This is a genomic window from Symbiopectobacterium sp. Eva_TO (assembly GCF_053848865.1).
Window position 1 is genome coordinate 1778468 of record NZ_JBSPEY010000004.1, and the last position, 19619, is coordinate 1798086.

Here is a 19619-nt window from a genome sequence, read left to right on the forward strand (position 1 = left end):
CCTAGATCCTAATTACGCTTCCGATGCCGATTTGTGGATTGCCTATAACCTGCTGGAAGCCTGACGACTGTGGCAAAGCCGCCACTTTCTGACGCTGGGCACGCTGCTGTTGCAACGTATCGCCCGTGAGGAAGTGGCCGAGATCCCCGGTCTGGGCGTGATGTTGCTGCCGGGCCGAGTGGGGTTCGTGCACGGCGATCGTTGGCGACTGAACCCCAGCTACCAGCCCCCCCAGTTACTCGCGGGTTTCTCCACGCTAAACGGCCCGTGGAAAGCGATGCGGGCGGTGAATCTGAGGTTACTGAAAGAGAGTGCCCCCCACGGTTTTTCACCCGATTGGGTAGTTTGGAACAAGCAGCAGGGTTGGCAAGCGGATGAAACCAAGCCCGATATCGGCAGTTACGATGCGATTCGCGTCTATCTGTGGGCAGCCATGCTGGCGCAAGAGAGCGAAGAGCGTGCCGCGCTGGTCACCCATTTTCAACCGATGGCGACCCTGACAGCACAATCGGGCACGCCGCCCGAGCAGATCAATACCGCGACTGGGAAAGGGCAAGGTACAGGCTCGGTGGGTTTCTCCGCCGCACTGCTGCCGCTGCTGGCAACCAACCCGGCGGCGCGCGATATGCAGCGCCAGCGCTTGCACGACGCAGCGCCCGACAACAACGCCTATTTTTCTGCTTCTCTGACGCTGTTCGGTCAGGGATGGGATGAACAGCGTTATCAATTCAATCAACAGGGTGAACTTTTACCTTCCTGGGATAAGCAATGCGCAACTTCACCATAATAGGCGCTGGATTATTTTCATTAGGCCTGACGATGATGCCGTTCACAGCTGGGGCCGATACCGTGACGACCAGCGCCTTTCTCATGGAGCAAATCAGGCTGGGTGAAGCGAGTAACCGTGACGATTTGGTGCGGCAATCCCTGGCACGTCTGACACTGATTGACCCCGACAGCTCGGACGTGATCGCCGCGCAACTGCGACTGGCGCTGCGTCAGGGCGATCAGGCGCAGGCACGGCAGCACCTGGAAAAGCTACACGGCGTTGCGCCAGATTCCGAGCAGTACCGACAGTCAGCGATGATGCTGGCTCTCACACAACAGGACACGCGCCAGAAGCTGGAACAGGCGCGGCTGCAAGCCACCGCCGGGCATTATGAAGAGGCGAAGAAAGCCTACGACGAACTGTTCCACGGCGAACCGCCGACGCTCGATCTGGCCGTTGAATATTGGCGTCTGGTCGCCCGTCTGCCGGGGCAGGAGCCTGCGGCCATTCAGCAACTGGAAGCATTGGATAAACGCTATCCCGGCAACGTCAATTTACGGCTGACGCTGGCACGCCGCCTGTTCAGTCAGGATCGCGATACCGAAGGCTATGGGCTGCTGGAAAAACTGGCGGATGATCCGATTGGACGCGGTCAGGCAGCGGGTATGTGGATGGAAATGATTAAGCGCATGACAGTGTCGCCGCAAAGTATCGCGCAACTTAACCATTTTCGCAGACTATTCCAGCACAATCGGCGCACAGCAGGAGCTGGAACGCCAGCAAAAGATGCTGAACGATCCCGCCTATCAAGCACGACTGCGCGGGCTGGCAAGCGTCGAGCAAGGTGCCAGCGGCAGCGCGACCATCGCGGATTTGAATAAAGCACTGGCCGAAACCCCCGACGATCCCAACCTGATTGGTGCACTGGGCATGGCCGCGATGCGCAACGGCGATCGCACCAAAGCGCTGGCACTGTTTGAGCAAGCGAAAACAGCCGACATTAATAAGGAAAACGGTGACAAATGGGACGTGCTCATCAAAAGCACCCGCTACTGGTTAGAGATTGATGCTGGCGATCGCGCACTGAAAGCCAATAATCTGGCGCAGGCAGAACAGCACTACCAGCAGGCACAACAGGTGGACAACAACGATGGTTACGCCCTGAGTGGGTTGGGGGATGTGGCCGCAGCGCGTCACAACGATACCGCCGCCGAGCATTTTTATCAGCAGGCATTGCAACGTGAACCCGCTAACGGCGGTGCAATTCGCGGTATGGCGGCCCTTTATGGCCGCCAATCGCCACAAGCGGCGCTCGCCTATATCAATAACCTACCGACGGCCCAACAGCGGCCTCTGCAAGAGACGTTGATCGCCCTCAAGCGCGACATCACCACCCAGCAAGCCGACCAGTTGGTGGAGCAGGGGAAATGGCACGAGGCGGCAGAGGCCTACCGGCAGGTCTATCAGCCCGCCGCCGATGATATCTGGTTGCCCTATCACTACGCGCAGGTGCTGCGCCAGCTCAACCAGAATACACAGGCCGATGACATCATGCAGCGTATGGCCAATACACCTCCCGTCAGCCCTGAACTCGCTTATGCTTACGCACTCTATCTCTCCGCGACCGAACACGAGACACAGGCGCTGACGCATTTGCACACGCTGCCCGAGACACAGTGGAACGACAACATGCGAGAGCTGGCGCAGCGGGTCACTATAGAGCGCATGCTGGTACACGCCCAGGCGCTGTATGACGCAGGCAATGAAACCGGTGCCGTCAGCTACCTGCAACAGCAGCCCGCCAATACCCGCATTTCGTTGATGTTGGCAGACTGGGCGCAGCAACGGGGCAACGCCGCCGACGCGTTGGAACGCTACCGTAAGGTGCTGGCGCAGGATACGCAAAACGCCGACGCCCAGCTAGGGGAAGTGGAAGCGTTAATCGCCATCGGACAGCGCGATGAGGCCCGTCAGCGTTTGCAAACGCTAAAAATAGCCGATGACAGTTCGCTCAATACCCAGCGCCGTGTCGCCAATGCCTGGTATACCGTCGGCAATATGCCGTTAGCCAACCAGACGCTGCAAGCAGCAAAAACCAGCGCGCAGAAAGCACCACCCAGTCAGATTAAAGCGTTGATCTACCGCGATGCGGCACGTTTGGAAACACAGCAGGGACAATCCGCCGAGGCGCAGGCCGATTACCGCCAGGCCATGGTTGCCAGAGCGGCATCAGCAGCACATCGCCACAGGATAACGACAGCTACACCCGTTTGACGCGCCCGCAGCAAAATGATGACTGGTTGCAACGCAGCATTCGTGCCGATGCGGCCGACCAGTATCGGCAGCAGGACATCAACGTGACCCTCGGCCACGATTACTGGCGTTCCAGCGGCACTAACGGTATCTCCAATCTGAAAGCTCACGACACGATACTGCAAGTCGATTTTCCGCTCTATCAGGGCCGTGGCTTCGTGCGCACCGATACCATCGCAATGAACGCGGGACGTTTTAACACCAACAGCAACGGAGCATTCCGTGACGTGTTTGGCACCTGCGCCACGCTGGACTGCTACAGCGGCAGAACGCAGAAAACCTCAGGCACTGGCATCGCCGCAGGCTGGAAAAACGATCGTTGGACGGCGGATATCGGCACTACACCCATAGGGTTCGACGTGGAAGACGTGGTCGGTGGCGTCAGCTACAGCGGCGACTGGCAACAATTGGGCTGGACGGCCACGGCATCACGCCGCCCCATCTCCAGCTCGCTGCTAGGCTGTGTCCCTTAATTACATAACCTCTGGTAAAACAGGCGGATGCAGCCCAGTTTCAACATTGCCAGATAATTCCTCGCCGTTTTGTCGTAACGTGTCGCAATGCGACGGTATTCTTTCAGACGGCCAAAGCACCGCTCAACAACGTTCCGATTGCGGTAGGCGTCACGATCGAGCTTTGAACGACCATCCACCGCCATTTTTTCAGTGGATTTTCGGGGGATGACAGTTTTGGTAATGCCTTCAAATAGTTGGCTTTTGTGATATTCTGCCGCTATTTGAGGTTTCCACGTGGTTACTGTTTTTGTTCATTGCCCTCGCTGCCATTCAGATAAAGTTTATCGACATGGCCTTAGTCCAACTAAGCGCGAACGCTTCCGGTGTCAGTGCTGTCGCCGTGTATTCCAGCTTACCTACCGCTATGAAGCGCGAAAGCCGGGAGTCAAAGAGCAGATCGTTGATATGGCCTTCAACGGTGCCGGTGTTCGCGATACCGCCAGAACGTTGAAAATCGTCATCAATACGGTCATCCGGGCTTTAAAAAGCTCTCGCCCCGCAGGATAACGTCTTCTCCCGTTGCTCACGCCGACGTCGCCCTTATCTGTGAACTTGATGAGCAATGGAGCTTCGTTGGCAGTCAGGCGCTACAGCACTGGCTCTGGTACGCTTACAATACCAAAATGGGCGGTGTTCTGGCCTACACTTTTGGCCCCCGAACCGATGAGACCTGCCGTGAATTGCTGGCTCTGTTGACACCGTTCAACATCGGCATGATTACCAGTGACAACTGGGGCAGCTATGCAAGAGAGGTTCCGAAGCAGAAACATCTGACTGGCAAGATCTTCACGCAACGCATAGAGCGCAATAACCTGACGCTCCGTACCCGCATTAAACGACTGGCGCGTAAAACGATTTGCTTCTCGCGCTCCGTCGAGATCCACGAAAAAGTCATCGGAGCCTTCATCGAAAAACACATGCTCTACTAATTGGAGTCATTACCTAAAATTTCATACATAATGAAATTTTTTCACGGTATTTATTATAAACATATCAATTTTAATGATGTTCTAACGAGCTTTACATGATAGGAACTACAATAAGATTTGTTAACTAAATAGCTGTTCCTAATACCGCTACACTTTTGCCTGTCCATGTTTTCCACTGGGAAACGGGCTGACGGTTTCCATGAAGCGGCGAACCTTGTTCAGTAACTGCCACATTGAACAGCATTGATGATTGCGGGTAATGGTTTCATGCAACGCCTGCCATAACCGCTCTACATGATTTACCCATGGTGAGTACACCTGCTGATAAATAACCCTGAATTTCGGGTTTTCTTCCAGCCAGCGCTGCGTCTCCCGGCTTTTGTGAATAATGTAGTTATCAACTATCAACTATCAACTATCAGCGTGAGCGTTTTTGCCCGTCTGTACGTTGCTCTCAGATGCTCTAACATACTGATAAAAACACAAAATTTTACTGTTTCCTTCAACATAGCTGACTTTTCCCGTCCCGCTGTGTAATGCACCCGCCAGATAATATTTCTCGTTCTGGCCCGGCGTCACGATGCGTTTCTGCTTCCCGCGAACCTGCCAGTCCGCGCCAATTTTGGGATTCAGATGAATATCCACTTCGTCTTCGTAAAAGACGGGATGTTCCGCGCTGCATTGTTCCAGCGCCATCGCGATGGCCTCCATTTTTTCTTCCTTATGCGGGTCGCGGATACGCAGCGTAGGAGCTGCGCGTCGCCACACCAGACCGGCAGAAGGCCGCCAACGGCGCACCGTGGAAGCATGCAACTGGCAACCGGTTATCTCATTGATTTTTATCGCTAGCAGTTCCGTGCTCCAGCGCGAACGCTGATAGCCAAAATCATGAGGGGAACGCTTTACGAGCTGGATTAACAGTGCGCAGATCTGTTCAAACGGCCAGCGACGGCCACGACCGGGCCGCAGAGATTTGAGGCCTTCAATGCCGTACAGGGTGAGCCAGTTAATCCATCTGCCGATTGACGAACGGGCGCAGCAAAGCATTCTGGCGACATCGCTCACGCGCTCGCCCCGGTGCAACATCAGGATGGCGGTCAGCCTGCGGGCGTGATTCTTGTCACGCGTTTTACGGATAGTTTTCTTCATCAGGCGTCGTTCGTTACGGGGTATCGGTGCTATGCTCGACATCGCTAAGTCCGGTTGATGATTTGGGATCTTTATCGATTGATCAGATCGCTCAACTCGGACTGAGTTCCCTTCAGGTGATCTACTATTCGGAACAGTTATTTAGGCTAACGGATGAGGTGTTTTATCGCGTAGTCGAAAAATGAGTCGTATCAGAGGGTATTATTAAGAGGCCAATAGATTTACCTAGCGCTACGATAGGTAGCGCGTGGGTTATGCATGAATCCATCACTATTTCTGGTAGGGCTCCTGCCGTTTGTTAGCGGTTAACTTCGAGTGTATAGCCACCCTCCTGATACCGGAAAGAATCCACAACTTTCCATAACGCGGTCCAGCACGACTTCATTAACGCCAGCATGATCTGCTGATGTCAGCCAAAATTCTTTCACGCCCGGTAACTGGCGCACCACTTCATGAATCAGGTGCAGGCCAACGCCATGGCGGCGCGTTGCTTCTCTGACCATCAGATCATCGAGTTCCGCGTATTCGCCATCAATTTCCACCATCACCGCTGCCAGCAAGCGGCCATTGAAGCGTGACGCGAACAGGCGCTGGTGCAGATCAAGGCTCTGTTCCAGCAGGTCGAGATTCTGGTGGGGCCAAATCTTGGCGAGATCAATTCTATCCTGGTCGCTGAATAACGAGAGACATTCGACGGCGAGCTTGATGTAGCCCCCTGTAACACCAGACAGTAGCTGTATCTCCAGATAAGAGATAGGCTTAGATATCTGTCTAACAATCATGCTAATTTTGAAATGACCGGGATCCTGTTAGGGCAAGAAGTCCGTAAGCGTAAAACTCCGCAAGAGAAAATCGCCATCATTCAGCAGACAATGAAGCCGGGGACGAACGTCTCCCATGTAGCCCGCCTGCATGGCATCCAGCCCAGCCTTTTGTTTAAGTGGAAGAAGCAATACCAGGAAGGAAACCTCACCGCCGTTGCGGCCGGAGAAGAAGTGGTTCCAGCTTCGGCGCTGGCGACTGCCCTCAAGCAGGTCCGGGAGCTACAGCGCCTTCTGGGTAAGAAGACGATGGAAGTTGAGATCCTCAAAGAAGCAGTGGAGTACCGCCAGTCGCGAAAATGGATAGCGCACGCGCCCTTGTTGCCAAAGGACGGGGAATAGCTCTGGTCAGCCGCGCCATGAGCGTGTCGCATGCGCAGCTGTCACTGCGGGTTAACCGTTCTGCCGACTGGCTGGACAGGCGCAGCAACCGGCGTAATGACGAAGCTGATGCTGAGATATTATCGGACATCCTCCGTATCATCAACGACATGCCCAGTTACGGTTACCGCCGAGTGTGGGGTATCCTGCGTAAGCAACGTCGTGCAGAGGGACTTCCACCGGTGAACGCCAAACGGCTTTACAGGATAATGAGCGAGCATAACCTGCTGTTGTTGCATGATAAAACTGAACGTCCGAAGCGGGAGCATAAAGGCAAAATCGCGGTAGCAGAGAGCGATATGCGCTGGTGCTCAGATGGCTTCGAGTTCGGTTGTGACAACGGCGAGAAGCTGCGGGTGACGTTCGCACTGGACTGCTGCGACCGGGAGGCCATAGACTGGGCAGCGAGCACCAGGGGTTATGACAGTTCAACCGTGCAGGATGTGATGCTGAGGTCGGTGGAAAAACGCTTCGGTAGCGCGCTGCCGGATAAACCAGTGCAATGGCTGACGGATAATGGTTCAGCGTACACAGCGCATGAAACGCGGAAGTTCGCCAGAGAACTGAATCTGGAGCCCTGCACAACAGCAGTGAGCAGTCCACAGAGTAACGGCATGGCAGAACGGTTCGTGAAGACGATGAAGGAAGATTACATCGCCTTCATGCCAAAACCCGATGTGCGAACAGCGCTGAAGAACCTTGCAGCGGCGTTCAATCATTACAATGAAAACCATCCGCACAGTGCGCTGGGATACAACTCCCCAAGAGAATATCGGCGCCAGCGGGCATCGTTAACTTAAGATACAAAAGCTGTCCGGAGATGGTGGGTCAAGATCACATTCGACGGCGAGCTTCATTTCGATAACCCTCTCAATGCGTTTGCATAAAGCATAGCTGTAGCCTAAAGCATAATGTAGTAGCGATGTAGATAAACAGTTGTGTAAGTTTTTCTGTACGGTTAATAGGGAAAATGTTTTCCTCGCCGATAATTTTTCGAGTATTGAGTTGCCTATTGCCGCATAAAGCAGCATAACTGACTATGTATAAAATAAATAGTGGCTTATAAGGCTGGTATTTTATGCTGTTTACACCGCTTTTTTCTGATTGAGAGAGTTGATTTTCAGCATAAAATTCCTGTTTAATGACATGAAAAATAACGCCTTATTAGCTAAGTGTAGCTAATAAAAAACCTAACCTGTTCTTACTTATAAGAAAAAGATTGAGTACGGCGGGTTGATACAGGTTTGCAGGCGAACTCCATAACGACAGATAGGGTGAATCGAATGAAAGTAGCTAAAGGTAAAGTCGTACTGTTAGGGTGTATGGCAGCAGCGTTCGCACACATGGCCCATGCAGAAGACATCAAGGTTGCCGTTGTCGGTGCCATGTCCGGCCCGGTTGCACAGTACGGCGACATGGAATTTATCGGTGCACGTCAGGCGATTGCTGACATCAACGCCAAAGGTGGCGTGAAGGGTAATAAACTGGTTGCCGTGGAATATGACGATGCCTGTGACCCGAAACAGGCCGTTGCCGTTGCCAACAAAGTGATTAACGATGGCATTCGTTACGTGATTGGTCACCTGTGCTCCTCTTCTACCCAGCCGGCCTCTGATATCTATGAAGACGAAGGCGTGCTGATGATTACGCCAGCGGCGACTGCACCGGATCTGACTACCCGTGGTTACAAACTGGTGCTGCGTACCACCGGTCTGGATTCCGATCAGGGCCCGACCGCCGCTAACTACATCGTGAATACCATCAAACCGCAGCGTATCGCTGTGGTACACGACAAACAGCAGTACGGTGAAGGTTTGGCGCGCTCTGTTCAGGACAGCCTGAAAAAAGCGGGTGCCAACGTGGTACTGTTTGAAGGTGTAACCGCTGGGAACAAAGATTTCTCCACGCTGGTGGCGCGTTTGAAGAAAGAGAACGTGGATTTCGTCTACTTTGGCGGCTACTACCCGGAAATGGGCCAGATTCTGCGTCAGGCGCGCCAGGCTGGGTTGACCACAAAATTCATGGGTCCGGAAGGGGTAGGCAACTCTTCACTGTCCAACATCGCGGGCGCGGCGTCTGAAGGCATGCTGGTAACCCTGCCGAAACGTTATGACCAGGTTCCTGCTAACCAGCCGATCGTGGATTCACTGAAAGCGAAAAAACTGGATCCGACCGGGCCGTTTGTCTGGACCACCTACGCCGCGTTGCAGTCTCTGACTACCGCGATGGAGCGTAGCGGTACAGAACCGGAAGCTATCGCAAAAGACCTGAAAGCCAACACCGTGGAGACCGTAATGGGTCCGTTGAGCTGGGATAAAAAAGGTGACCTGAAAGGGTTTGAGTTTGGCGTATTCGAGTGGCATGCAGACGGCACTTCTAGCGCAAAATAATCGCTGCCGCCCACTCAGTTCCTGAACACCGATGCCCCCACCGCCTTCAGGCCGTGGGGGCAAAATCTTAAGGTGTAAAGGTTAATTCTAAGGTAAAGGTATGTCCGAGCAGTTCCTCTATTTCCTTCAGCAAATGTTCAACGGCGTGACGTTGGGCAGCACTTATGCGCTGATTGCCATTGGCTACACCATGGTTTACGGCATTATCGGCATGATTAACTTCGCCCACGGCGAAGTCTACATGATCGGTAGCTATGTCTCTTTTATCGTTATCGCTGCACTGATGATGATGGGTATCGACGTCAGTTGGGTGTTGATCGGTGCCGGATTTATCGCGGCCATTGTGATCGCCAGTGCTTACGGCTGGAGCATCGAACGGGTGGCCTATAAGCCGGTGCGTAATTCCAAGCGCCTGATTGCGCTGATTTCCGCCATCGGGATGTCCATCTTTCTGCAAAACTACGTCAGCCTGACGCAAGGTTCGCGCGATGTAGCGCTGCCGACGCTGGTACATGGTCAACTGGTTGTCGGGGAAAGCAATGGCTTTGCCGCCACCATTACTACCATGCAGGTGACCATCTGGGTTGTCACCTTCATCACCATGCTGGCACTAACCACCTTTATTCGTTATTCCCGCATGGGGCGCGCCTGCCGTGCCTGTGCGGAAGACCTGAAAATGGCCAGCCTGTTGGGCATCAGCACTGACCGCGTGATCTCGCTGACCTTTGTGATCGGCGCGGCGATGGCGGCGGTTGCTGGCGTGTTGCTGGGCCAGTTTTATGGCGTGATCAACCCCTACATCGGTTTTATGGCGGGCATGAAAGCCTTTACCGCCGCGGTGTTAGGCGGGATCGGCAGCATTCCGGGCGCCATGATTGGTGGTCTGGTGCTGGGGGTGGCGGAAGCCCTGACCAGTGCCTACCTGAGTACGGAGTACAAAGACGTGGTTTCTTTCGCGTTGTTGATAGTGGTGCTGCTGGTGATGCCAACCGGTATTCTAGGTCGTCCAGAGGTTGAGAAAGTATGAAACAGCTCAACCTGTTAAATGCGGTGATATCAGCGTTCACGTTGCTCGTGCTGGCGGCGTTCCTGATGGGAATGCAACTGGGGCTTGATGGCACCACGTTGGTGGTGCGCGGGGCAGATGCCGTGCGCTGGAACCTGATCGGCGTTGGCTGTGTGGTGGTGGTGTTCTTCCAACTGCTGCGCCCCTTCTTCCAAAGTGGAATGCGCAAACTGTCGGGCGGCGGCTCCTCACTGGTACTTCCGAGCTTTGACGGTAGCACGCCGCGTCAAAAAGTGCTGGCGGCGGCGCTGATTATTGCTGCGGTGTTCTGGCCGTTTTTGGTGTCGCGCGGTTCGGTGGATATCGCCACGCTGACACTGATCTACGTCATGCTGGGCCTGGGCCTGAATGTTGTCGTGGGGCTGTCTGGTTTGCTGGTGCTGGGCTACGGCGGCTTCTACGCCATTGGCGCTTATACCTACGCGTTGCTGAACCACTACTACGGGCTGGGCTTCTGGCAGAGCCTGCCGCTGGCGGGTATCGCGGCTGGGTTGTCCGGTTTCCTGCTCGGTTTCCCGGTGTTGCGCCTGCGCGGTGACTATCTGGCGATTGTGACGCTCGGTTTCGGTGAAATCGTGCGTATTCTGCTGCTCAACAACACCGAATTTACCGGTGGCCCGAACGGCATCAGCCAGATTCCTAAACCTACCTTCTTTGGGCTGGAGTTCAGCCGCCGCGTCAGCGAAGGCGGTTGGGGCACTTTCCACGACATGTTTGGCCTGAAGTATGACCCCAGCGATCGCATCATTTTCCTTTATCTGGTGGCGCTGCTGCTGGTTATCGCAACTCTGTTTGTCATCAATCGTTTACTGCGAATGCCGTTGGGGCGTGCCTGGGAAGCGCTACGTGACGATGAGATTGCCTGTCGTTCGTTAGGATTAAGCCCAACCCGTATCAAGCTGACGGCGTTTACCATCAGTGCGGCGTTTGCCGGTTTCGCTGGCACGCTGTTTGCCGCGCGTCAGGGGTTTGTCAGTCCGGAATCCTTTACCTTTGCTGAATCGGCGTTCGTGCTCGCCATTGTGGTGTTAGGCGGTATGGGCTCTCAGTTTGCGGTGATCCTCGCGGCCATTCTGCTGGTGGTATCGCGTGAATTGATGCGCGATCTGAATGAGTACAGCATGCTGCTGCTGGGTGCTCTGATGGTGCTGATGATGATTTGGCGTCCGCAAGGGCTGTTGCCGATGAAGCGCCCAGAGATGAAGCTGAAGGTTGAGAAGAAGGAAGAACAGGCATGAGTACGCAACCATTATTATCGGTTCGTGGCCTGACCATGCGCTTTGGCGGTTTGCTGGCGGTCAACAATGTGGAACTGGACCTGAATCAGGGCGAAATCGTCTCTCTGATTGGTCCGAACGGCGCGGGTAAAACCACGGTATTTAACTGCCTGACCGGTTTTTATCGTCCGACCGGTGGCACCATCATGCTGCGCGATCGCCATCTGGAAGGGTTGCCGGGACAGCAGATTGCCCGCATGGGCGTCGTGCGCACCTTCCAGCATGTGCGTCTGTTTCGCGAAATGACGGTGATTGAAAACCTGCTGGTGGCGCAACATCAACACCTGAAAAGCGGCGTGTTTGCCGGCCTGCTGAAAACGCCGGGTTTCTGTCGTGCGGAAGCCGAAGCTCAGGAACTGGGTGCCATGTGGCTGGAGCGCGTTGGTCTGCTTGATTTGGCTAATCGTCAGGCGGGTAATCTGGCGTATGGTCAGCAGCGTCGCCTGGAGATTGCGCGTTGCATGATGACACGCCCGGAAGTATTGATGCTGGATGAACCCGCTGCCGGGCTCAACCCGAAAGAGACCGAAGAGCTGGATCACCTGATTGCTGAACTGCGCGATCGTCACCAGGTATCGGTGCTGCTGATTGAGCACGATATGAAGCTGGTGATGGGCATTTCCGACCGCATTTACGTGGTGAATCAGGGAACGTCCCTGGCGCAGGGAACACCGGTTGAAATTCGTAATAACCCGGACGTGATCCGCGCGTATCTCGGGGAAGGATAAGCACTATGTTGTCATTTAATCAGGTTTCGGCACATTACAGAAAAATCCAGGCGCTGCATGACGTCAGTCTGCATATCGAACAGGGTGAAATCGTGACGCTGATTGGGGCCAACGGCGCGGGGAAAACCACGCTGCTCGGCACCCTGTGCGGCGATCCGCGTGCGACGGCGGGTTCCATCATTTATGAGGGAAAAGACATCACCCAGTGGCAAACGGCGCAGATTATGCGTGAAGCCATCGCCATTGTGCCGGAAGGTCGCCGCGTGTTTTCACGCATGACGGTGGAAGAGAATCTGGCGATGGGCGGCTTCTTTGCTGACAAAGAGCAGTATCAGTCGCGCATTGCGCGGGTATACGATCTGTTCCCGCGTCTGTATGAGCGCCGCGCGCAGCGTTCCGGCACCATGTCCGGCGGTGAGCAGCAGATGCTGGCCATCGGACGTGCCTTGATGAGCCAACCGCGTTTGCTGCTGCTGGATGAGCCCTCTCTGGGGTTAGCGCCGATTATTATTTTGCAGACTTTTGATACTATCGCTCAACTGCGCGAAGAAGGGATGACCATCTTCCTGGTCGAGCAGAATGCGAATCAGGCGCTGAAATTGGCGGATCGTGGTTATGTGCTGGAGAATGGTCGGGTAGTATTGGAAGATACGGGTGCCGCCTTGCTGGCAAATGAGGCTGTGCGTTCTGCCTATCTCGGTGGATAACCCTGCTATCTGAACGACCATTATTGCCCGACAATCGTCGCGTCTGGGTGGGCCAGCATTGTCTGGCCCATCGTGTTATCTGATGAATCAAGAGAATGAAAATGGCAACGGAAGGATTTCTGTCTCAGCGTATGGCGAGACTGAAAAGCTCGGCGATTCGGGAATTATTGAAACACAGCAAGATGGATCATGTTATTTCTCTGGCTGGGGGAATTCCTTCAGATGCCTTGTTCGATTTTGAGGGATTAAACCAGGCGACCCAGCGTGCGATTACCGAGCAGCCGAAAAACGCGTTTCAGTATGGTTTGACGGAAGGCAGCGATACGCTGCGTGTGCGTATTGCTGAACTGTGCGCGCTGCGCGGTGTGAAAACCCACGCTGACGACATGGTGGTCACGGCTGGCTCGCAGCAGGCGTTGGATCTGGTGATGCGCTCGCTGATTGACCCGAATGATGTAGTAGTGGTGGAACGTCCGACCTATCTGGCGGCACTGCAAACGTTGGAACTGGCGGAAGCGTGCGTGATGTCGGTCGCGTCCGACAAAGACGGCATGGTGGTGGACGAGTTGGAAACCCTGCTGCACACCCAGCGCATTAAAGCGGTGTATCTGGTGCCGAACTTTGGTAATCCGAGCGGGGTGGTACTGAATGAAGCGCGTCGTCGCCAGTTGATTACGCTCGCCGATCGCTACGGTTTTGTGATTATTGAAGATGACCCCTACGGAGAACTGCGTTTCACCGACGAGCGCAACCCGACGCTGTTCCAGCTTGGGCAAGAGATGCTGGGTCACAACGATGCGGTGATCTACACCTCGACGTTCTCAAAAATTCTGGCACCGGGCCTGCGCCTCGGCTGGGCCATCCTGCCGCAGTGGTTGCTGCATAAAGTGGCGATCATCAAGCAGGCGGCGGATTTGCATGCCAGCTCGCTGTCGCAAACCATCGCGGAATACTATCTGGCGTCGGGGCGTTTGCCGACCCAAATCGACAAGATTCGCGAAGCCTACAAGCATAAAGGTGAACTGCTGGGATCGCTGATTGAACAAGAGCTGGGCGACGTGATGACCTTCAACAAACCCAAAGGCGGCATGTTCCTGTGGGCACGCTTCCGCGAGCCGTTCAACACCACACAGTGGCTGGAAAAAACGCTGGAACAGGGTGTGGTGTTCGTGCCGGGTGAGTTCTTCTTCCCGGAACGCCCTGATTACGCCACTCTGCGTTTCTCGTTTGCTACCGCAACGGATGAGCAGATGCACGAGGCGGTTGCTCGCCTGAAACGCGCGCGCTAAGTTGAGTGGTGTACCAAAACCGCTGCCTGTGGGCAGCGGTTGCCTCCTAGGTTAAACCGCGCGTCAGCACAGTTGCCGAATCAGATGCGGCAGTTCCTGACTGACGATCTCCAGCAGGGTATCGCGCGCTGCGTCTGGCGCATTTCCTACCCACGCCACCGCCAGCGGTAAGGCAGTAAACGCCCCCTCGCCATGATCGATAGTCACAAAACGCACGTGCGGGGTTGCCATGCGCGCTGCCCAGCGCGGCATGATGGCTCCGCCCACTTCGCTTGCCACCATGCTGAGAATGGTCTGTTTTTCATCGACGAGCTGCACAATATGGGGTTTAAGCCCGGCCTGATAGAACTGCTTGATGGTGACATCGTGGCTGTGCGCCCGTGCGCGGCGTGCCGGTACGATAAGCGGCAGCGTGGCGATATCCTCGATGGTTACGCTATGGCGCGTCGCTAACGGATGGTGCTCGGCGATGGCGAGCACCACATTTTCGTAGAGCAGAAAGCGGGTGGTGAGTTGCGGATCTCTCTCTTTCAGCGGGCGGATAAATGCCATATCCAGTTGGCCGGATTTTAACTTGGGCAGCAGTTGCGCGGTTTTGTTTTCATCAATGCGCATATCTACGTCGGGACAGGCGTGACGAAATGTGGGTAGCAGATGAGGCACTAGCGCAATCGCTGCGCTGTCGATGGCCCCAATGCGCAATGTGCGTGCCTGAAGGCGTCCCTGACGGCGAAAGTGGACTTCCAGCGCATCCACGTCAGCCACGATTTGCTTCCCTTCTTCCAACAGCTTGTGGCCGTGTGCCGTAAGCGCCACGTTGCGTGTGGAACGTACGAACAGACGCACGTTGAGGCTCTCTTCCAACAGGCGAATATGGCGTCCGAGGGCGGAGGGCAACATATCGAGCTGCTGGGCTGCGCGGCCGAAATGTAGTGCGTCTGCCACCGCGATAAAGCAGCGCAACTGGCGGAGTTCCATGGGCGACCCTCAGTAGTAGGTAGAGCGAGCGCGTAGATAATAGCGCCGTTTTCAGCCTGAACAAGCGGTGAAAAAATGCTCATGTTGTTGGCGGTGATCCCTATCACAGAACCATAAGGCGTAAAATGAGTGTGATTGTTGATTACATGTATCTTAAATGTTTGTTTTTATCGCTTTCCCACATTAAAAATAGGTGAATATTGATCGCCATCATCGAATTCAACGCCACCCTGGTGACGCCGCTGGATTATGCAAAATTTGGTAATGCCTTCAAATAGTTGGCTTTTGTGATATTCTGCCGCTATTTGAGGTTTCCACGTGGTTACTGTTTTTGTTCATTGCCCTCGCTGCCATTCAGATAAAGTTTATCGACATAGCCTTAGTCCAACTAAGCGCGAACGCTTCCGGTGTCAGTGCTGTCGCCGTGTATTCCAGCTTACCTACCGCTATGAAGCGCGAAAGCCGGGAGTCAAAGAGCAGATCGTTGATATGGCCTTCAACGGTGCCGGTGTTCGCGATACCGCCAGAACGTTGAAAATCGGCATCAATACGGTCATCCGGGCTTTAAAAAGCTCTCGCCCCGCAGGATAACGTCTTCTCCCGTTGCTCACGCCGACGTCGCCCTTATCTGTGAACTTGATGAGCAATGGAGCTTCGTTGGCAGTAAGGCGCTACAGCACTGGCTCTGGTACGCTTACAATACCAAAACGGGCGGTGTTCTGGCCTACACTTTTGGCCCCCGAACCGATGAGACCTGCCGTGAATTGCTGGCTCTGTTGACACCGTTCAACATCGGCATGATTACCAGTGACAACTGGGGCAGCTATGCAAGAGAGGTTCCGAAGCAGAAACATCTGACTGGCAAGATCTTCACGCAACGCATAGAGCGCAATAACCTGACGCTCCGTACCCGCATTAAACGACTGGCGCGTAAAACGATTTGCTTCTCGCGCTCCGTCGAGATCCACGAAAAAGTCATCGGAGCCTTCATCGAAAAACACATGTTCTAATAATTGGAGTCATTACCCCCGATTCCTGTTCCTGCGTGTTAACGCCGATTTTTGCAATCGGGTCTGCGACATTGTGGGCCTGACGCAGCGTACCGGTAGCCAGAAAGGAGACTAATGCCCCTGGCAACGCCGCCGCTAAAGCCGGCGTCTAATCGGATGCCTATCTTCATGGTGTTTATAATGCGCATAACATCCCTTAATTAAACGATGTCCTGTAGGATGCGAATTTCTGTAATGCCGTATTTGCGCCATAGGGGGAGTGTAGTGGCACACTGATACTGGCCACCTGATCGGAGGTGATATGCTCACCTCATCAACACGACAGGTGACCTCATGGGTAAACATTTTACGGCGGAATTTAAGCTCGAAGCCGCAAAGCTGGTTGTCGACCACGGCTACACATACGTTAAGGCCGCAGAGGCGGTTAATGTCAGCCATTCTGCCATTAGTCGCTGGGTCAATAAGCTTCGCCTTGAACGACAGGGAAAAACGCCAACGGGACTTCCTCTTACCCCTGAACAGCTCGAGCTGCGTGAGATGAAGAAAAAAGTCCAATGCCTTGAAATGGAGAACGAAATCCTAAAAAAGGCTACGGCGCTCTTAATGTCGGACTCACTCAACGGTTCACGGTAGTCGACAGGCTGAGGGCGCGATACCCGGTCACGGCGTTGTGCCAAACTTTTGAGGTACATCGCAGCAGCTACAGGCACTGGCAGGCTTCCGCTAATGAACCCGACGGTGAGCGCGTGGTTAAGTGTAGTCGCGTCATGGAAGCCTGGAACGCCAGCGGCGGCTCTGCCGGCGCTCGAAGTATCGCGACCATCGTCACCGGCAGCTCTGGTGTCAAAATGGGGCGCTGGCTGGCTGGCAAGCTGATGAAGGAGCTGGGTATCGCCAGCTGCCAGCGACCGGCTCACAAATACAAACGCGGCGGCAATGAACACGTTGAAATACCGAACTATCTCAACCGCCAGTTCGCGGTTACCGCGCCGGATCAGGTCTGGTGCGGCGATGTGACCTACATCTGGACGGGCAAATGCTGGGCTTACCTTGCGGTGGTGCTAGACCTGTTCGCCCGCAAACCGGTGGGCTGGGCCATGTCGACCTCGCCGGACTCGGCGCTGACAGTTAAAGCGTTGCAGATGGCCTGGGAACTCCGGGGACAACCAACAGGAGTCATGTTCCACAGCGACCAGGGCAGCCACTATACCAGCCGTCAATACCGGCAAGCCCTGTGGCGCTGCCGGATAAAGCAGAGTATGAGTCGGCGGGGTAACTGCTGGGATAATGCGCCAATGGAGCGGTTCTTCCGCAGCCTGAAGACAGAATGGGTGCCGACAAAGGGTTACAACAGCTTCAGCGAAGCCCAGGACGCGATTATCCGCTACATCACGGGGTATTACAGCGCTATCCGGCCTCACTGGTATAACGGCGGCTTAACTCCAAACGAATCTGAGCGACTGTTCTACATACAGTCTAATGCGGTGGCCAATATTAGTTGACCACTACACCCTGGCATTGCTCATTGCGTCCATTCACGAGAACGGTGTTGCGAACGCACAGTTATCTTTATGCTTGCATCATCAATGGTTTATTTACTTTATTATTCGTTTGCTGTGTGATTTCACGCGGTAAATGAGTAAAAAAACAGATGATGTCTTTGGTATCGGCACCCCGTTGGTAAACATTTATCCCGAACCACGATATGGGCCACAAATCTTGTCGGTAATTCTGCTACGCGAGCGTGACAGGCAGGGTGTCATGCGGGTGTCATCGTTTGGTTATCTTGCTGTCATGCGTCCGTGCCATGTTACCCCTCGACCAAGAAACGCCCCCCCCTTTGCACAGGTGCTCACCTTTATGGCAGGAGACAGGCATGTTTAACGCGCTTAAGACACGGACGCTGCGTAATGCAGCAGTTCTGGTGGCGCTGACGTTGGCGTATCAGGCTAACGCCAACGCAGTGACCGAGATCCCTTTCTGGCATTCGATGGAAGGCGAACTGGGAAAAACGGTGGATTCACTGGCAACGCGTTTTAACCAATCGCACCCCGATGTCAAAATTGTGCCGGTTTACAAAGGCAACTATGAGCAGAGCCTGGCGGCAGGGATTGCGGCTTACCGCACCGGTAACGCGCCCGCCATACTTCAGGTGTATGAAGTGGGTACCGCCACGATGATGGCGAGCAAGGCGATAAAACCGGTGTATCAGGTATTTAAAGATGCTGGCATCGACTTTGATGAGAGCGTGTTTGTGCCGACCGTCTCCGGTTACTATGCCGACGCGAAAACGGGACACCTGCTATCACAGCCGTTCAACAGCTCAACCCCGGTGCTTTACTACAACAAAGATGCCTTCAAAAAAGCCGGGCTGGACCCAGAACAGCCACCGAAAACCTGGCAGCAAATGGCAGAGTATACGGCCAAGCTGCGCGCGGCAGGCATGAAGTGCGGCTACGACAGCGGCTGGCAGGGTTGGATCCAGATTGAAAACTTCAGCTCCTGGCATGCTTTGCCGATTGCCAGCAAAAATAACGGCTTCGACGGCACGGATGCGGTACTGGAATTCAACAAGCCGAAGCAAATCAAGCATATCCAACTGTTGCAGGACATGAACAAGAAAGGGGACTTCACTTACTACGGCCGCAAGGATGAGTCGACCGAGAAGTTCTACAACGGTGATTGCGCCATCACCACCGCATCTTCCGGTTCGTTGGCTAACATCCGCGCTCACGCCAAATTCAACTATGGCGTAGGAATGATGCCGTATGACGCTGAGGTGCCGAATGCGCCGCAGAACGCCATTATCGGCGGTGCCAGCCTGTGGGTGATGGGCGGTAAAGACGATGCCACTTACAAAGGCGTTGCGCAGTTTATGCAGTTCTTGGCGCAGCCGGAAATGGCTGCCGAATGGCACCAGAAGACCGGCTATCTGCCGATCACAACCGCCGCGTATGAGTTGACCAAGCAGCAGGGTTTCTATGAGAAGAACCCCGGTGCGGACATTGCGACGCTTCAGATGCTGAACAAGCCGCCGTTGGCTTTCACCAAAGGGCTGCGTTTAGGCAATATGCCGCAGATCCGTACCATCGTGGATGAAGAGCTGGAAAGCGTCTGGACCGGTAAGAAAACGCCGCAGCAAGCGTTGGATACGGCGGTTGAGCGCGGTAACGTGTTGTTGCGTCGCTTCGAGCAGTACACTAAGTAAGGTTACAGGCACTTTCTCGTCATTCCCGCCTGCTCGGGAATGACGGAGGGCGACAGATGTCGCTTTGTTTTCCCCTTCTTTGATTGAGT

16 protein-coding genes and 3 pseudogenes are annotated in these 19619 nt (G+C 54.5%); 15 read left to right on the forward strand and 4 right to left on the reverse strand.

Going from position 1 to position 19619, the window contains the following annotated elements:
* Position 1 precedes the first annotated feature (1 nt).
* The 4 genes and pseudogenes from bcsZ to ACWWJF_RS11440 form a co-directional block, all read left to right on the forward strand.
* Positions 2 to 787: pseudogene (gene bcsZ, locus ACWWJF_RS11425) on the forward strand (cellulose synthase complex periplasmic endoglucanase BcsZ); the annotation flags it as partial.
* Positions 769 to 1650 carry a hypothetical protein gene (locus tag ACWWJF_RS11430; protein ID WP_455869497.1) on the forward strand — a complete coding sequence of 294 codons (882 nt, stop codon included), beginning with the start codon at positions 769 to 771 and terminating at the stop codon, positions 1648 to 1650. The pseudogene bcsZ and the gene ACWWJF_RS11430, both read left to right, overlap by 19 nt.
* Entirely contained in the window at positions 1556 to 3043 is a 1488-nt protein-coding gene (locus tag ACWWJF_RS11435; RefSeq protein WP_455869498.1) for a tetratricopeptide repeat protein, read from the forward strand. The genes ACWWJF_RS11430 and ACWWJF_RS11435 overlap by 95 nt, the downstream gene beginning before the upstream one ends.
* Positions 3040 to 3555: a cellulose synthase subunit BcsC-related outer membrane protein gene (locus ACWWJF_RS11440; RefSeq protein ID WP_455869499.1), complete on the forward strand. Its 516-nt coding sequence runs from the start codon at positions 3040 to 3042 to the stop codon at positions 3553 to 3555. Before ACWWJF_RS11435 ends, ACWWJF_RS11440 begins: the two co-directional genes overlap by 4 nt.
* Here the strand turns inward: ACWWJF_RS11440 and ACWWJF_RS11445 are convergent.
* Positions 3552 to 3773 (reverse strand): annotated as a pseudogene (locus ACWWJF_RS11445) (transposase); the annotation flags it as partial. The gene ACWWJF_RS11440 and the pseudogene ACWWJF_RS11445 overlap by 4 nt on opposite strands.
* A 58-nt stretch (positions 3774 to 3831) precedes the next feature.
* On the opposite strand from ACWWJF_RS11445, the gene ACWWJF_RS11450 reads away from it, so the two are divergent.
* A protein-coding gene (locus ACWWJF_RS11450) for an IS1 family transposase (protein ID WP_455869500.1) occupies positions 3832 to 4526 on the forward strand; the annotation gives its coding sequence in 2 pieces (ribosomal slippage) (positions 3832 to 4075 and positions 4075 to 4526; 696 coding nt in all).
* A 147-nt stretch (positions 4527 to 4673) separates the two neighbouring features.
* Here the strand turns inward: ACWWJF_RS11450 and ACWWJF_RS11455 are convergent.
* Positions 4674 to 5717 (reverse strand): annotated as a pseudogene (locus tag ACWWJF_RS11455) (IS630 family transposase).
* 263 nt (positions 5718 to 5980) lie between these two features.
* Complete coding sequence (gene panM, locus ACWWJF_RS11460; RefSeq protein ID WP_455871044.1) at positions 5981 to 6382, reverse strand: aspartate 1-decarboxylase autocleavage activator PanM; 402 nt, start codon at positions 6380 to 6382, stop codon at positions 5981 to 5983.
* A gap of 87 nt (positions 6383 to 6469) precedes the next feature.
* On the opposite strand from panM, the gene ACWWJF_RS11465 reads away from it, so the two are divergent.
* From ACWWJF_RS11465 to ACWWJF_RS11495, 7 genes are all read left to right on the forward strand, one after another.
* Positions 6470 to 7677, forward strand: a protein-coding gene (locus ACWWJF_RS11465; RefSeq protein WP_455869501.1) for an IS3 family transposase whose coding sequence is annotated in 2 segments (ribosomal slippage) — positions 6470 to 6791 and positions 6791 to 7677 — 1209 coding nt in all. Because the reading frame shifts where the segments join, the coding sequence is not laid out codon by codon here.
* A gap of 483 nt (positions 7678 to 8160) precedes the next feature.
* Positions 8161 to 9267, forward strand: coding sequence for a branched-chain amino acid ABC transporter substrate-binding protein (locus ACWWJF_RS11470; RefSeq protein WP_455869502.1), 1107 nt, complete (start codon positions 8161 to 8163; stop codon positions 9265 to 9267).
* Positions 9268 to 9367: 100 nt separating this feature from the next.
* Complete coding sequence (gene livH / locus ACWWJF_RS11475; protein WP_264626545.1) at positions 9368 to 10294, forward strand: high-affinity branched-chain amino acid ABC transporter permease LivH; 927 nt, start codon at positions 9368 to 9370, stop codon at positions 10292 to 10294.
* Entirely contained in the window at positions 10291 to 11571 is a 1281-nt protein-coding gene (locus ACWWJF_RS11480) for a high-affinity branched-chain amino acid ABC transporter permease LivM (RefSeq protein ID WP_455869503.1), read from the forward strand. The genes livH and ACWWJF_RS11480 overlap by 4 nt, the downstream gene beginning before the upstream one ends.
* On the forward strand, positions 11568 to 12338 hold the full coding sequence (livG, locus tag ACWWJF_RS11485) for a high-affinity branched-chain amino acid ABC transporter ATP-binding protein LivG (RefSeq protein ID WP_455869504.1): 771 nt from the start codon (positions 11568 to 11570) through the stop codon (positions 12336 to 12338). The genes ACWWJF_RS11480 and livG overlap by 4 nt, the downstream gene beginning before the upstream one ends.
* Positions 12339 to 12343: 5 nt before the next feature.
* Positions 12344 to 13045, forward strand: a complete 702-nt coding sequence (gene livF / locus ACWWJF_RS11490) for a high-affinity branched-chain amino acid ABC transporter ATP-binding protein LivF (RefSeq protein WP_455869505.1) — start codon at positions 12344 to 12346, stop codon at positions 13043 to 13045.
* A gap of 101 nt (positions 13046 to 13146) precedes the next feature.
* Entirely contained in the window at positions 13147 to 14334 is a 1188-nt protein-coding gene (locus ACWWJF_RS11495) for an aminotransferase-like domain-containing protein (RefSeq protein ID WP_455869506.1), read from the forward strand.
* Positions 14335 to 14397: 63 nt separating this feature from the next.
* Here the strand turns inward: ACWWJF_RS11495 and ACWWJF_RS11500 are convergent, their stop codons facing one another.
* Positions 14398 to 15312, reverse strand: coding sequence for a LysR substrate-binding domain-containing protein (locus ACWWJF_RS11500; RefSeq protein WP_455869507.1), 915 nt, complete (start codon positions 15310 to 15312; stop codon positions 14398 to 14400).
* Between the two features lie 318 nt (positions 15313 to 15630).
* Here ACWWJF_RS11500 and ACWWJF_RS11505 point away from each other — a divergent pair.
* The 3 genes from ACWWJF_RS11505 to ugpB all read left to right on the forward strand — a co-directional run bounded on the left by ACWWJF_RS11505 (position 15631) and on the right by ugpB (position 19530).
* Positions 15631 to 16322, forward strand: a protein-coding gene (locus tag ACWWJF_RS11505) for an IS1 family transposase (RefSeq protein WP_455869508.1) whose coding sequence is annotated in 2 segments (ribosomal slippage) — positions 15631 to 15874 and positions 15874 to 16322 — 693 coding nt in all. Because the reading frame shifts where the segments join, the coding sequence is not laid out codon by codon here.
* A 333-nt stretch (positions 16323 to 16655) separates the two neighbouring features.
* A protein-coding gene (locus tag ACWWJF_RS11510; protein ID WP_455868400.1) for an IS3 family transposase occupies positions 16656 to 17824 on the forward strand; the annotation gives its coding sequence in 2 pieces (ribosomal slippage) (positions 16656 to 16911 and positions 16911 to 17824; 1170 coding nt in all).
* A gap of 374 nt (positions 17825 to 18198) precedes the next feature.
* Positions 18199 to 19530 carry a sn-glycerol-3-phosphate ABC transporter substrate-binding protein UgpB gene (ugpB, locus tag ACWWJF_RS11515; RefSeq protein ID WP_455869509.1) on the forward strand — a complete coding sequence of 444 codons (1332 nt, stop codon included), beginning with the start codon at positions 18199 to 18201 and terminating at the stop codon, positions 19528 to 19530.
* The last annotated feature ends 89 nt before the right edge of the window (positions 19531 to 19619 follow it).

What these genes read in the sequence shown, in the direction of transcription:
- ACWWJF_RS11430 (WP_455869497.1), top strand. Translation starts at nt 769, where the DNA reads ATGCGCAACTTCACCATAATAGGCGCTGGATTATTTTCATTAGGCCTG.
- ACWWJF_RS11435 (WP_455869498.1), top strand. Translation starts at nt 1,556, where the DNA reads ATGCTGAACGATCCCGCCTATCAAGCACGACTGCGCGGGCTGGCAAGC.
- ACWWJF_RS11470 (WP_455869502.1), top strand. Translation starts at nt 8,161, where the DNA reads ATGAAAGTAGCTAAAGGTAAAGTCGTACTGTTAGGGTGTATGGCAGCA.
- livH (WP_264626545.1), top strand. Translation starts at nt 9,368, where the DNA reads ATGTCCGAGCAGTTCCTCTATTTCCTTCAGCAAATGTTCAACGGCGTG.
- ACWWJF_RS11480 (WP_455869503.1), top strand. Translation starts at nt 10,291, where the DNA reads ATGAAACAGCTCAACCTGTTAAATGCGGTGATATCAGCGTTCACGTTG.
- livG (WP_455869504.1), top strand. Translation starts at nt 11,568, where the DNA reads ATGAGTACGCAACCATTATTATCGGTTCGTGGCCTGACCATGCGCTTT.
- livF (WP_455869505.1), top strand. Translation starts at nt 12,344, where the DNA reads ATGTTGTCATTTAATCAGGTTTCGGCACATTACAGAAAAATCCAGGCG.
- ACWWJF_RS11495 (WP_455869506.1), top strand. Translation starts at nt 13,147, where the DNA reads ATGGCAACGGAAGGATTTCTGTCTCAGCGTATGGCGAGACTGAAAAGC.
- ACWWJF_RS11500 (WP_455869507.1), bottom strand. Translation starts at nt 15,312, where the DNA reads ATGGAACTCCGCCAGTTGCGCTGCTTTATCGCGGTGGCAGACGCACTA.
- ugpB (WP_455869509.1), top strand. Translation starts at nt 18,199, where the DNA reads ATGTTTAACGCGCTTAAGACACGGACGCTGCGTAATGCAGCAGTTCTG.